Origin of the sequence: Sellimonas intestinalis (assembly GCF_001280875.1) — a bacterium.
Lineage (GTDB): Bacteria > Bacillota > Clostridia > Lachnospirales > Lachnospiraceae > Sellimonas > Sellimonas intestinalis.
Genome location: NZ_LGAJ01000013.1, coordinates 1 through 14,486, shown reverse-complemented (window position 1 = coordinate 14,486; position 14,486 = coordinate 1). Strand labels below are relative to the sequence as shown.

At 42.7% G+C, this 14,486-nt stretch carries 12 protein-coding genes; 10 read left to right on the top strand and 2 right to left on the bottom strand.

What is annotated here, in order from left to right; translation table 11 throughout:
• Nucleotides 1–157: 157 nt before the first annotated feature.
• From AOA56_RS11720 to galE, 3 genes are all read left to right on the top strand, one after another.
• Nucleotides 158–1,084, top strand: a complete 927-nt coding sequence (locus tag AOA56_RS11720; RefSeq protein ID WP_053769724.1) for a nucleotidyltransferase family protein — start codon at nt 158–160, stop codon at nt 1,082–1,084.
• A 2-nt stretch (nt 1,085–1,086) separates the two neighbouring features.
• A complete protein-coding gene (locus tag AOA56_RS11715) occupies nt 1,087–2,202 on the top strand; it encodes a phosphotransferase enzyme family protein (protein ID WP_024733801.1) in 1,116 nt (371 codons plus the stop codon).
• Between the two features lie 139 nt (nt 2,203–2,341).
• Nucleotides 2,342–3,364, top strand: a complete 1,023-nt coding sequence (gene galE / locus AOA56_RS11710) for a UDP-glucose 4-epimerase GalE (protein WP_048621109.1) — start codon at nt 2,342–2,344, stop codon at nt 3,362–3,364.
• A gap of 63 nt (nt 3,365–3,427) precedes the next feature.
• Here the strand turns inward: galE and AOA56_RS11705 are convergent, their stop codons facing one another.
• Entirely contained in the window at nt 3,428–5,128 is a 1,701-nt protein-coding gene (locus tag AOA56_RS11705; protein WP_053769723.1) for a cache domain-containing sensor histidine kinase, read from the bottom strand.
• A gap of 181 nt (nt 5,129–5,309) precedes the next feature.
• Between AOA56_RS11705 and AOA56_RS11700 the strand changes: the two genes are divergently transcribed.
• From AOA56_RS11700 to AOA56_RS11680, 5 genes are read left to right on the top strand one after another with little or no spacing between them, the layout of a single operon-like run.
• Nucleotides 5,310–6,587 (top strand): ABC transporter substrate-binding protein, encoded by a 1,278-nt coding sequence (locus tag AOA56_RS11700; protein ID WP_053769722.1) that lies wholly within the window; start codon nt 5,310–5,312, stop codon nt 6,585–6,587.
• Nucleotides 6,588–6,599: 12 nt separating this feature from the next.
• On the top strand, nt 6,600–7,478 hold the full coding sequence (locus tag AOA56_RS11695; RefSeq protein ID WP_024733797.1) for a carbohydrate ABC transporter permease: 879 nt from the start codon (nt 6,600–6,602) through the stop codon (nt 7,476–7,478).
• 25 nt (nt 7,479–7,503) lie between these two features.
• Entirely contained in the window at nt 7,504–8,325 is an 822-nt protein-coding gene (locus tag AOA56_RS11690; RefSeq protein WP_053769721.1) for a carbohydrate ABC transporter permease, read from the top strand.
• 19 nt (nt 8,326–8,344) lie between these two features.
• Nucleotides 8,345–9,922 (top strand): glycoside hydrolase family 43 protein, encoded by a 1,578-nt coding sequence (locus AOA56_RS11685; protein WP_053769720.1) that lies wholly within the window; start codon nt 8,345–8,347, stop codon nt 9,920–9,922.
• Nucleotides 9,923–9,976: 54 nt separating this feature from the next.
• Nucleotides 9,977–10,783 (top strand): response regulator transcription factor, encoded by an 807-nt coding sequence (locus tag AOA56_RS11680; RefSeq protein ID WP_024733794.1) that lies wholly within the window; start codon nt 9,977–9,979, stop codon nt 10,781–10,783.
• Here AOA56_RS11680 and AOA56_RS11675 read toward each other — a convergent pair.
• The gene (locus AOA56_RS11675) at nt 10,780–11,712 is read right to left on the bottom strand and encodes an AraC family transcriptional regulator (RefSeq protein WP_048621104.1); all 933 of its coding nucleotides are present in this window, start codon (nt 11,710–11,712) and stop codon (nt 10,780–10,782) included. The two genes, AOA56_RS11680 and AOA56_RS11675, sit on opposite strands and share 4 nt — an antisense overlap.
• A gap of 152 nt (nt 11,713–11,864) precedes the next feature.
• Here AOA56_RS11675 and AOA56_RS11670 point away from each other — a divergent pair, with 152 nt between their 5' ends.
• Nucleotides 11,865–13,748 (top strand): DUF5696 domain-containing protein, encoded by a 1,884-nt coding sequence (locus tag AOA56_RS11670; RefSeq protein WP_024733792.1) that lies wholly within the window; start codon nt 11,865–11,867, stop codon nt 13,746–13,748.
• Between the two features lie 240 nt (nt 13,749–13,988).
• A partial coding sequence (locus tag AOA56_RS11665; protein ID WP_162224706.1) for a Gfo/Idh/MocA family protein occupies nt 13,989–14,486 on the top strand: 498 nt, incomplete at its 3' end.

Sequence of the window (14,486 nt, the reverse complement as noted above, 5' to 3'; positions counted from 1 at the left end):
AGCGCATTTAGACAGCAGATGTCAAAGTAAAAATGCAGATTGTACAAATCAAATCGAAAATCAGACAAAGATTTTTCGTCTATTTTATCATACAATGATATCAGAAAGAAAATCGCGAACAGGAACAATGTGATGGAAATCAAAGGAGGACATGAACATGAAAAAACCGGTTTTAGTGATTATGGCAGCAGGAATGGGAAGCAGATACGGCGGCTTAAAGCAGATCGATCCTGTTGACAAAGAGGGACATATTATTATGGACTTTTCTATCTTCGATGCGAAACGTGCCGGATTTGAGAAAGTGGTATTTATTATCAAAAAAGAAAACGAGGCGGATTTTAAAGAGGCGGTAGGAAAGAGGATGGAAGAGATCATGGACGTTTCCTATGTGTTCCAGGATCTCCACAATATTCCGGAGGGATTTGAGGTACCGGAAGGACGTGTGAAGCCATGGGGAACCGCACATGCGGTATTGAGCGCTATTGATGAGGTGGATGGACCGTTTGCGGTGATCAATGCGGACGACTACTATGGACGTCATGCGTTTGAAGTGATCTATGATTATCTGACAACACACGAAGATGATGAAAAATACCGTTATACAATGGTTGGTTACCGTCTGAAGAATACGGTGACAGACAACGGTCATGTGGCAAGAGGAATCTGCGAACTGAATGAGGACAAACAGCTTGTGGCCATCAATGAGAGAACACGGATCGAAAAGAGAGACGGCGGCATCGCTTACTCTGAGGATGACGGCGAGACATGGGTGTCTGTAGATCCGGATACACTTGTTTCTATGAATATGTGGGGATTTACAAGAAGTATTCTCGACGAAATCAAAGCGGGATTTCCGGCGTTCCTGGAGAAGGGCCTCAAGGAAAATCCGATGAAATGCGAGTATTTCCTTCCAGCAGTTGTCAGCAAACTGCTTGGAGAGGACCGCGCGACTGTCAGGGTACTGGAATCTGAAGACAAATGGTATGGAGTGACTTATAAAGAGGACAAACCGGTCGTGGTAGCGGCAATCCAGGCGCTCAAGGACGCGGGGGTATATCCACAGAAATTATGGGAGGACAAATAGAGATGGCACGGGTAAATCAGGTACAGATCGATGAAGCAATCGCTAATTTTCAATATGAGGGAATTCTGGTAGAGGAAAGACCATATGGAAACGGACATATTAACGATACATTTCTTCTGACTTTTGAAATCGCAGAGATGGGACGGATCAAAGTGATTCTCCAGAGAATGAACAAGGAAGTTTTCACCAATCCGGTAGAACTCATGGAAAATGTCATCGGGGTGACATCCTACCTTCGTAAGAAAATAATTGAGAACGGTGGAGATCCGGACAGAGAGACTCTGAATGTCATTCCGGCTGTGGATGGAAAACCGTATTTTATTGATTATAAGGGAGAATACTGGCGTTCCTACAAATTTGTCACGGACGCATCCAGTTACGATCAGGTAGAAAAACCGGAAGATTTCTATCAGAGCGCCTATGCGTTTGGAAATTTCCAGAGACTTCTTGCGGACTATCCGGCAGACAGTCTGCATGAGACGATCAAAGGATTCCATGATACGAAAGCAAGATTCGAGACATTTAAAAGGGCAGTAGAGGCCGATGTCTGTGGACGCGCAAAATATGTGCAGGATGAAATTCAATTTGTTCTGGATCACGAAGATGTAGCGAATGTATTCGGTGAATTGCTGGCAAAGGGTGAGATCCCTCTGCGTGTGACCCACAACGATACAAAGCTGAACAATGTTATGATCGACAATCTGACTGGAAAGGGGATCTGTGTCATCGACCTGGATACCGTGATGCCTGGTCTTGCTATGCATGATTTCGGTGATTCCATCCGGTTTGGCGCAAGTACCGCGGCAGAAGACGAGCAGGATCTGAGCAAAGTATCCTGTGATATGGATTTGTTTGACACCTATGTGAAAGGTTACCTGGAAGGATGTGGAGGCAAGCTTACGAACAAGGAAGTGGAGCTTCTTCCTATGGGCGCTAAGGTGATGACATTTGAGTGCGGAATGAGATTTCTGACAGACTACCTGGAAGGAGATCATTATTTCAAGATCCATAGAGAAAATCATAATCTGGACAGATGCCGTACCCAGTTTACACTGGTAAAAGACATGGAGAAAAAATGGGATACAATGAGAGAAATCGTAAAAAAGTACCAAAAGTAATCCCAAAGATGGTATAATAACAAGGAAGGCGCGGCTTGTCCTTGTACAGAGCCGCATTTGACGAGAAACCCATTGAAACGAAGTTGAGATGGGATACCTGGTAATAAGAAATGCGTCAGCTTATGAAAGGAGAAAAGATATGTCTATTTTAGTAACAGGAGGAGCGGGCTTTATCGGAAGCCATACCTGTGTAGAGCTCTTAAATGCAGGCTATGAAGTTGTTGTTGTAGATAATTTATATAATTCGTCTAAAGAAGCTCTGAAAAGGGTGGAGGAGATCACCGGAAAAAGCGTGAAATTTTACGAGGCGGATATCCGCGATAAAGAGGCGATGAACGCAATTTTTGATAAAGAGACGGACGTTGAGTCTGTGATTCATTTTGCGGGACTCAAAGCAGTTGGAGAATCTGTTGCAAAGCCGATCGAGTACTATGACAATAATATCGCAGGAACACTGGTTCTGTGTGACGTGATGAGAAACCATGGAGTGAAGAACATTATTTTCAGTTCTTCTGCGACTATTTACGGAGATCCGGCATTTATCCCGATCACAGAAGAGTGTCCGAAAGGAACCTGTACAAATCCATACGGATGGACGAAGTGGATGCTGGAGCAGATCTTGACAGATTTACATACGGCAGATCCGGAGTGGAACGTAGTACTGCTTCGTTACTTCAATCCGATTGGAGCGCATAAGAGCGGTAAGATCGGGGAAGATCCGAAGGGTATCCCGAACAATCTGATTCCGTATATTACACAGGTGGCAATCGGTAAATTAGAGAAGCTCGGAGTATTCGGGGATGATTATGATACACATGATGGTACTGGGGTACGCGATTATATCCATGTCGTAGACCTTGCACTCGGACATGTGCGTGCGGTAGAGAAGCTGAAAGAAAAAGCAGGCGTATCTATCTACAATCTGGGAACAGGAAACGGTTATTCGGTACTGGACATGGTAAAGGCATTCAGCAAAGCATGTGGAAAAGAAATCCCTTATGAGATTAAGCCACGTCGTGCTGGAGACATTGCAACCTGCTACTGCGACGCTACAAAGGCGAAGAATGAGCTTCACTGGGTGGCAGAGCGGGGACTTGATGAAATGTGTGAGGATTCCTGGAGATGGCAGAGCCAGAATCCAGACGGATATGGCGATAAATAAAAAAGGCACTAAATGAGAAACGAGGACGGAGCCGGATGGCATCGTCCTCGTTTTAGTTGCGCATTACTGTTTGATTTGGACACGGATACGTGTACCCGGATAATCGGGGCAGGACTCCACAGACAAGGAGGAGGTTTCTCCAAAATACAGATGAATCCGTTTGTATAGATTAGCCAGTCCATAACTCTGAGAAACACTCCCAACGGGTTTGTCATCCTGGAAAGAAAGCAGAATCTGATCCAGAACATCCTGGGAGATACCGATACCGTTATCTGAAACAACGATCTCCACATCAGATTGCTTCTGACGAATCAGAAGATGAATTCTAATTGTAGTAGAGGTGGCTTCTACCGCATGTTTGACAGAGTTTTCTATCAGAGGATGAATCAAAAGCTTTGGGATCAGCATCGTCTTTAAAGACGGCTCCACATCATAGGACCATTGCAGTTTTTGACCAAATCGGAATTTTTCAATCTGAAGATATTCATCAATGAAATCCAGCTCTTCTTGAATCGAAATCCAATCATTTGCCTTTAGAATATAGCGGAAGAGACGGGCAAGGGAGAGCATAATTTGAGAATTCTCCAAGTCTCCCTTTTTAATCAGACACCAGTACACAGATTCCAGTGCATTTATAATAAAATGCGGGTTTACCTGAGACTGGAGTGCTTCAATTTCCGCCTTGGTTTTCATAATTTCTTTTTCAAATACCTCCTGAATCAATTCGTTATTTTTATCCACTAACTGATTATAATGCAGATTCAGCTCATTCATATCCGAATTCCAATATACTTTGAGGTTTTTCTGAAGCTTTCTATTGGAAATATACATTGCTTTTTTCATATCTCTGATAGGGGCGGAAATCATTCGTGCGATCAGCAGACAGAAGAACAAAGATAATGTTGCGCCCATTCCAAAGGTTGCCAGTAGGGTTTGGTTCAGCCATGGCAGATCCTGATTTAAAAGATCCAGCGGGATGCATATAGTAAGTTCCCAGTTGGAATAGGCTGATGTCGAAGTCACAAATCGATACGACTTTGAAGTGACAGTATCTATGGAAATTTCCGGATTATTGGAGGAAAAATAAATCAGATTTCCGGTGGTGTCTTTCAAAAAGACTGCACTATTGCTAAACTGCTGGAAGTCCTCTTGAAAAAATTCTAAAAAGTCAGGACGCAATAACATAACAAGATAGCCTCCATGTACAAATTGATAATCTGAAAGAAGCAGGCGTTTCCCAGCGCGAATGTAAGAATTTTCTTGTTTCGTATTGCTTAACCAGACAATTTTTCCATTTTGTTCGTCAATCAAATCCAGTTCCGTTTTGGTAAGAAAATCAAAAATACTTTTCTGTGCAAAGGGATAGATCTGGTGTGGAGAAGCGGCTGTATAAATTTCAATTTGTTGAACCGCATCGGTATAATTTAGAGTTTCCATGACTTTTTGACGTAATGTCATCTGGTCTTCGGACGATAAAACGTTGTTGTTCTGGCTTCGATAAAGGATATTCTGAATCTGAATATCATTACAAAGCTGCTGGATATTAGAATCAATTTCCGAAAGTGTTGAATTTAGGCGTTGCTGTACCTGTTCTGCGATAGAATCAGTATATTTCGTGGACTGCTCCAGAATATAAGTAGAAAGATGCCTGTAAAGACTGGAACCAATGATCAGGAACATAATCAGCATCGTTACCAGTGTAGAAAAGATAATGAGCGTTGAAGTTTTCAAAATCCATGATCTTAAAAAATAACGTATTTTCATATTGGAAATCCTTTCTGAATCTAAGTTCTCCTATTATCATATCAAAAAAGAGAGAAAAACACAAAAAACACAGAAAACACAGAAAAATATTAGAATTTTACGGAAATATATTGTGGTTTCAAATGAAAAGTTTTTATTTATAATGGATACAACAAAAAAGACAAAACAAAGGAGGAGACAAATGAAAAAAAGAGTTGTAGCTGTTTTGTGTACTATCATGATGGCATCGGGGATGCTGGCAGGATGTGGTCAGGCCAACAGTCATTCGGAAAAAAGTGGATCGGGGGAAACGGAAATCACATTTTGGGGAACAAGCAGTAGTACAGAGGATAAGCAGGCAATCGAAGACATGATTGACCGTTTTGAAGAGGAAAATCCGGATATTACCGTGAAGTATGAGGGAATGGAAGGAGAGGCATATAAAACGAAGATCAAAACTGTGATCAGTTCCAATAGCCTTCCGGATGTTTTCACTTACTGGGTAGGGGAGCAGTTTGAAACCTTGGTCAGTTCCGGGAATGTGATGGATCTGAGTACCATGTATGAAGAAGATACGGAATTTACAGATACTTTTGTAGAAGGTGCTCTGGATGAAGTAACTTATAATGGGAAAATATATGGCGCGCCTACAGACATTACCTGCATGACAGTCTGGTATAATAAGAAAATTTTTGAGGAGAACAATGTGTCGGTTCCGAAGACTTATGAGGAACTAAAAGAGGTAATAGCAAAACTGGAGAAAAATGGGGTAACTCCGATCGTAGTCGGGGGAAAAGACAGATGGCCGTTCCTCGGATGGTTTTCCTATCTGGCGCAGAGAATCGGAGGAGTGGAACTTTACAATGAGGTGTGTCAGGGAAATAAAGACTTTACAGAAGATGCGTTCGTCAAAGCGGGGGAAGAGCTGAAAGCACTTTCTCAGCATGGATTTATCAATGGAAGTCTTTCTATCGATTCTGCCACGTCAGAGTCACTGTTTGCGGCAGGAGAAGCTGCGATGCTTGTTTCTGGTTCGTGGTCTGTGACGACTATAACATCAAATGAAAAGACAGCAGATGACTTTTCATTTTTCCCATTCCCGGCAGTGACAGGAGGTAAAGAAGAGGAGGCCGGATACCTGTATGGAGGTGTGGCAAATACGCTGGCGGTTAGCAATAATACCGAGCACAAAGAAGCGGCTCAGAAATTTTTGAAATTCTATCTGAGCGAAGATGAGCAGACAAAAAATGTAGAACGGACAGGAACATTTTCTCCGGTGCAGGTAAGCCCTGATTCGAATAATATGACAGCATTGGCTTACGATTTCAGCCAATATGTTTCGGAGGAAGTGGATGGATTTTTCCCTTATACGGACCAGGCACTTGCGTCTGAAGAATCGGAGAAATTATTAAATGCACTTTCCGCAATCGTTTCAGACGCAAATTCAAATGTAACAGAGGAATTAGGAAAGGTAAAATAGGAGGGATGAAATGTGAAGAAAGTACGAACAAGCACACGTCTGCTTTTTATTCTTCCGGCGGTAATTTGGTTCTCTGTGATAGTAATCCTGCCGGTTCTTGTTTCTGTTTATTATAGTTTTTTCGACTGGAACGGGATCACGGAAAAAGTATTTGTGGGACTTCGAAATTACAGAGAGATGTTAAAAGATGAGATTGTATGGAACGCTCTTAAGAATTCATTGAAAATGGCATTTTGGTGCGTGATACTGCAATTACCAATCGGTATGTTTTTTGCAATCATGCTTTGTAACAAAAAACTGAAAGGAAGAAATTTTTTCAGGACAGCGTATTTTCTTCCCGTCGTACTTTCTTCTTCTTTAATCGGAATCTTGTGGTCCCAGATCTATGATCCAAACTATGGATTGATTAACAGTTTTCTGGAAAAAATCGGACTGGGCGAATGGCGCCAGTTATGGCTGGGGGATGTGAAACTCTCGTTGGGATGTGTGATTGTGGCGGTAATCTGGCAGTTTATCGGGAACTATGTGTTGATCTATTATACCTCCCTTCATGATGTATCGGAAGAAGTAATGGAATCTGCCAGACTGGATGGAGTGAATGGAATTCAGATGTTTTTTCATATTCAGCTCCCGCTAGTCTGGCCTACAGTGAGACTCACACTGGTTCTGGCTACGGTGAATTCTCTGAAATATTTTGACCTTGTCTACATTATGACCGGAGGAGGGCCAAATTCATCCAGCGAGGTACTGGCGACGTATATTATCAGAAATGCATTTAGCTCCATGAGGATGGGATACGCAAATGCGGTGGCGGTATTACTTTTGCTTTTGGGAGTTTTCTTTGTAGTCCTGTTTAACAAAATACTTACGACAAAACAGGAGCGAGTTTAAGTATCTGGTTTGAAAAGGAGAGAACATGATGAAGAAACCTTGGAAAGTACTCACTTATATTATTCTGGGAATACAGGCTGTAATTACAATCTATCCACTGGCCTGGATGATTATCGGATCTTTAAAAGATAATATTTCTTTCCTTGCGGACCCATGGGCGCTGCCGGATAAACTGCGGTTATATAATTACCAGGTAGCATGGGAAGAAGGAATTCAGAATTATATGGTCAATAGTATTTTGATTACAGTAGTTACGGTATGTTTTGTGATTCTGTTAAGCTGTACGTTTTCCTTCATGCTTGCAAGATTTCCGTTTAAGGGAAGCGGGATATTAATTGGATTGTTTTTTGTAGGTATGATGATTCCGGTACACTGTACCTTGATTCCATTATATAATATGATGAACATGGCCGGCCTGATAGATCATTTGTGGGCGTTACTGTTCCCTTATGTGGCGTCATCCCTTCCGATTGCGGTATTTCTTACATATGGACATTACCAACAGCTTCCAAAAGAGCTGGAGGAAGCGGCAAGAATTGACGGATGCAGTGTTACAGGGATGTTTTTCAGAGTTTTCCTGCCATTATCAAAACCGGTGATTTCAACCATCAGTATTCTGACGGCGCTGAGTGCCTGGAACGAGTTTATGTTCGCAAATGTATTTCTGTCGGATCCGAACCAGAAAACATTGCCGATTGGACTTTTAGCGTTGAAAGGAACGTATTCTACTGATTATGCGGCACTGTGTGCGGCATTAACGATGTCGGCCGTTCCTATTATTCTTGTATATGTATTGATGTCAAATAAGATACAGTCCGGTATGGTGGCAGGAGCTGTAAAAAGCTGAGAAAGGTGGAAACAAGAAAATGAAAACAATCATAAATCCGATTCTGCCGGGATTTCATCCGGATCCGTCCATTATCCGTGTGGAAGAAGACTACTATATCGCGGTATCTACGTTTGAATGGTTTCCTGGCGTATGTATTTATCATTCCCGTGATTTGCAGAACTGGGAACTTATAGCAAGACCATTGGAAAGAACAGGCCAGCTTGATATGCGGGGAAATGATGCGTCGGGCGGTGTCTTTGCTCCGTGCCTTTCGTATGATCAGGGGACTTATTATCTGGTCTATTCTAATGTCCGTACACACTGGTATGAATTTATGGACTGCCAGAACTATCTGGTCACGGCAAAAGATATCAAAGGACCGTGGTCTGATCCGGTTTATCTTCACAGTGCAGGATTCGATTCTTCTTTGTTTCACGATACAGATGGAAAGAAATATCTGGTCGGTCTGATAAGACATTACAGGAAAGACAGAATACAAAAAATATTTCTTCAGGAATACGATGATAAAGAAAAACGACTGATAGGAAAGCTGAAAGAAATCTATGCGGGAAGTGGAATTTCTATTCCGGAAGGACCACATCTGTACAAGAAAGGAGGATATTATTATCTGCTCACAGCAGAAGGAGGAACGGAATACGGACATGCGGTCACGATGGCAAGATCCAGAAACATAGAAGGACCGTATGAACTGCATCCGGGGAATCCTATTTTGACATCCAGAGATAATCTGAGAGCAGATTTACAAAAGGCGGGTCATGCGGATCTTGTAGAGACGCCGGACGGACAATGGTATATGGTCCATCTTTGTGCCAGACCGCTTCCGCCTTTCAGGAGATGTCCGCTTGGAAGAGAGACGGCGATACAGAAAGTGGTCTGGAAAGATGATGAATGGCTGTATCTGGAAACCGGAAAAAGGGAACCGCAGGTAAGAGTCCCGGGAATTACGAAAACCAGGAAAAGAGAAAAGAGAAAATACTTTTATAAGTTCCATGATAAGATCAGCAAGGATTTTCATTCACTCAGGATTCCAATGGAGTCATTTGCCACGCTTAGTGAACGGCCGGGATATTTAAGACTGAATGGACTGGATTCCCCAAATTCCAGGTTTGAACAGGCATTTTTGGCAAGAAGACAGGAAGATTTCTGTTTCCGAATGGAGACCAGGATGGAATTTCATCCTGTTTCTGAACGGCAGATGGCAGGGCTTATGTATTTCTATGATGAGGAAGATTTCTATTATTTATATTTGTCCAGAAATCCGCAAGGTGAGAACTATGTTCATGTGATGCAGATGGACAGAGGAAAGCTAAAGTTCTCCGTTTGCGGGGAAATTACCGTTGAGGATAAGCCGATTTTTTTAAGACTGGAAGTCAGAAATACCCGAGGGAAGTTTGCTTATTCCATGGACGGAAGAAACTGGAATCCGGTGGGAAAGGAGTGGGAGGCGGATAAGATTTCAGACGAATATCCGTTAGAGGGCGCCTATACAGGAGCGATGACAGGGGTTGCATGCCACGATATGCTTTATCGAAATGCCAAAGCGGACTTTGAATATATACTATATCAAGAAATATGTGAAAATATGGAACATTAAAAAGTATCAAAGTCATGTTATACTGGAAATCGGGATTGGTAAGGATGTGAAAGGATGAAAAAAAACGATACACTTTTGATAGTGGAAGACGAAGAAAATATTCTTTATGGTATGCAAAGCGTACTTTCCTGCCATTTGGATTTTATTTCAGAAGTATATACAGCCAGAAACGGCAAAGAGGCCCTTACAATCATTCAGAACAAGCCGGTCAGTATGATTGTGACGGATTTACGTATGCCGGAAATGGATGGGACGACAATGATAAAGAATATCAGGAAAATGGGGTATCAGATGCCGGTGATTGTGCTGACAGCGATTGCTGATTTTAAGAAAGCCCAGGAGTTGATTCCGCTGAAAATACAGAACTATGTTCTGAAGCCATTCAGCGTGGAAGATATATTGAAAGAGATTGACAATGCGTTTTGTGAACTCAGAGAAAAGGAGTCTTTAAAAAAGGCGGAAAAACTGTTGGAAAAGTTCCCGGAATTAAGTATGGAGCAGGAATATAAAGGGAAAAATCCGCTGATCAGAGAGGCACAGAAGTATATATCGAAGCATAGAAAGGAAAGTATTTCACTTCAAATGTTGTCGGAACAGTTGCATGTCAGCAAGGCATACCTTTCTACTTTGTTCAAGCATGAGATGGATATGACATTGACAGAGTTTATTACAAAGCAGAAGGTGAAGCTCGCGAAAAGATATCTTCTGGACACGGATCTGCGTATCTGCGAGATTGCAGAAGAAACGGGTTGGCAAAGTGATAAATATTTTATACAGGTATTTAAAGAACAGGAAGGGCTTACACCGCTCGCTTTCCGTAAAAGATGGAAAAACAGGACTTTTGAAAAAGGGGAGGATTAAATCCCCCCTGTATCTTTTGGGCGTAGAGACTGGCTGATTCCTTTGACGGAAGACGAATATTCCAGAGGCGACATTCCAGTCGCCTTTTTAAACTGTTTGGAAAAGTACTGAGGTGAGCTGTAGGAAAGAAAGTAAGCGATCTCAGTAAAATTCATCGTACCATCACGGATGATGTCCTTTGCCCTTTGAATCTTCATATTATTAAAGTATTCGATGACGCCGCATCCCTTTTCCTTGTGGAACAGCGACTGGAGAGCAGAGCGGCTCAAGGAATGAGCCTCACAGATCTGAGCGATAGTAAGCTGCTCACAGATATGGTATTCCAGGTATTGCAGGACTTTTGTAATCCGCCCGGACTCATGCGGAGAAGATTCCTTCCGGAAAATCTTAGAGATCTCTTTTGGAGAGACGGCATTTTCTCCGTTATGATTGCGGATAACGGTGATTAAAAAAAGCTCCAAATATAATAAAATCAGTTGCTGAGAGCCAAAAGGAAGTTCGGGGCGCAGTTTAACCTGCTCGACAGAAGGAAGATTCAGCGGTGTGCTGAACGTCTCTCTTGCCGTATGAATCAGATGCGAAATCATAGTCCGCTCTTCCATGGTCAAAGTACAGTTTTTCTTGCGAAATAGGTCCATAGCGGGCGAATGTGAAAGAAAGGAGACAGCAACAAGGTTTGGTGATTTATCGCCGATTGCCTGGATCGCGTGAAATTCATTTGGCTGATGGAAAATAATATCGCCGGTATTCAGATGCAGGTGATCATCTTCCGAACGGATCAGAACACTTCCTTTATCTACATACATAAATTCCCAGAAGTCATGGGCTTCTCCATTAAAAACAAAGTCCTTCATATATTCAAAATAGTGAATCGTGATGATGGAATCGATTGTAATATCCTTTTTCAGATGAGTTTTTACATAAGTCATCGTATCATCTCCTCTGCATTATTGTAGCAGGACTAGGATAATAAAACAAGAAAATTAGTTGATATGATAAGTGACCTTGGTAAAAAGCGTGTATAATAAAAAACAGAAAGACATGTATATGTGCAAATATAACAAGAAAAGGAGGAAAAAGGATGAAGATTGAAAAGAGAGGTATCATTCTTCAGTTTGACGAAAATACTTTGACCTATTCAATGGAACGCGATCATCAGACATGGAAGTGGCCAAAGAATTATGTGCCAAGAATGATCTGTGAGGAAGGGGAATTTTGCTTCCGGGATGCATGCCAGATTTCCCATGAGGTCATTCATTTCGGGACTGGCGAAGGAATACACAGCCGGTTCAAAGGCTTCAAAAAAGGCGGAGAAGAGATCTCGTATCATTTTGAGACCCTCGTGTGGATCGAAGAGGCAAGTGGGGATGTATTCTTCGAGTGGATCCCGGTAGAGGAAGAGGGGCTTCACGTTCTGAAAGTGCTCTGGCCGGGAGAGATGGAGTTTGATGAGGCCAGGGATGATTGGTATACCCTTTTGAACCAGGAACAGGGAATGATGATACCTAATACATGGCCGGAGGAGCTGCAACCGGTTATCTTTGATGGGTTCTTTGGTACCGCAGGCGGCTATATGCCATGGTTCGGTCAGGTGCGCGGACGTGAGGGGTATATTGCGATCTGTGTGACTCCGTGGAATGCAGGATACCAGGCCGAGCATCCGGCGGGCGGACCGTATACCCATGTCAGCGTGCGTTTTGAACCAAGCCTTGGAAAGATGGATTATAGACGAATTATCAAATATACTTTCTTATCGGATTGCGATTATAATGATCTCTGTAAGGTGTACAGAACATATGTGAACGAGCAGGGAAGACTCAGAACGCTGGAAGAGAAAGCGGCCAGAAATGCATCTGTGAATGATTTGATTGGGTGTGCGTTTGTACATAGAGGCATTAAGACGGTTGTTCAGCCGAACTCTGATTTCTTTGATCCGGAAAATCCGGAGAAGAACAATAATCTGACAAGGTTTGAGACAAGAGAGAAGGAAATCCGCCATTTACATGACCTCGGAGTGGAAAAGCTGTACCTGCATCTGGACGGATGGGCACAGCCAGGATATGACAACCAGCACCCGGATTATCTGCCGGCATGTAAAGAAGCAGGAGGATGGGAAGGCATGAAGTCTTTGGTGGATGCAATGCATGAATGTGGCTACATGTTTGGAATCCACGATCAGTACCGGGATTATTATCTTGCGGCTCCAAGCTTCGATGAGAATTACGCATGCCGTCTCACAGACGGAAGCATTCCGAAACATCAGAAATGGGCGGGCGGACCGCAGTCTTATTTGTGTGCGACACAGGCTCCTTACTATGTGAAAAGAAACTTCCAGGAGATTGAGAAAAACGGAATCAGGCTGGATGGCGCATACTTGGATGTATTTACATGTAACGAAGGGGACGAGTGCGATAATCCGATGCATAGAATGACGAGAAAAGACTGCTACGATTTCCGCTGCAAATGCTTTGAGTATCTTCTGTCCAATGGTATTTTGCCAAGTTCAGAGGAAGTAAGCGACTGGGCGGTACCAAGCCTGGTATTCTGCCACTATGCTCCATACGACTTCATGCTGCGTCAGCCTGGTTCACCGAAACAGGGAATTCCAGTACCGCTTTATAACCTCGTATATCACGACTGTGTGATCGAGCCGTGGATGATGGACAAGGTAAGTGAGGAAGAAGACTATATGCTCTATGCGCTCCTAAACGGCGGCGCTCCGTACCTCATCAGAGATGCGGCATACCCGAACTTTGACGGTGCGTTCGACGGTGCGATCGAGAAAAAGCTGGAAGAGGATATCGAAAGATGCAAAGTAGTATCGGATCTGCATGAAAAGATAGCAAAATGCGAAATGGTGCGCCATGATATGGTGGATGGTAATCCGATGGTACAAAGAACGACTTTTTCTGATGGAACAAAGGTGACGGTAGATTTTGAAAAACAGACGTATGTCATTGAGTAATCAGGTCATAAATGAAAACGGCGGCAGGAAATCCTGCCGTCTCTTATATTGGCGAATATCTATGTCAGTATGAACATATAAAATCTAATAATTAAAAAAAGTATTATGCAATATGACAAACGAAAGACAATATGACAAGAGATAAGGACAATCGTAAAAGATTTTATGCCGAAAAAACTATATAATTAAGTAAATTGATAGTTGCAAATCACTAATTAAGGAAGAAAGAGGGGAGTAATGATGGGCAAAAAAATATCCATCGCACTGGCTGGTCTTGGGAGTCGTGGGAAGGACGCTTACGCACAGGCGGCCAAGGAGTTCCCGGAGAAAATGGAAATCGTCGCTATCGCCGATATTGATCCTGCAAAGGTAAAGGAAGTGGCGGAAGAGTTCCATATTCCACAGGAAAGATGCTTTGCAAGTGCGGAAGAGCTGATTGCTCAGGAGAAGCTGGCTGACGTTATGTTTATTACGACTCAGGATCGTCAGCACGTCGGACAGGCAATTCCGGCTTTGAAAAAAGGATACCACTTATTATTGGAAAAACCGATTTCACCGGATCTTGAAGAATGTCGGGAACTTGTAAGGGTGGCAAAAGAGTGCGACAGACTGGTCATCATATGCCATGTACTTCGGTATGCTCCGATTTATTCGAAATTAAAAGAAGTCATTGATTCTGGTGTGGCGGGAGACATTGTATCCGTAATGTCAATCGAAAACGTAGGGTACTGGCATCAG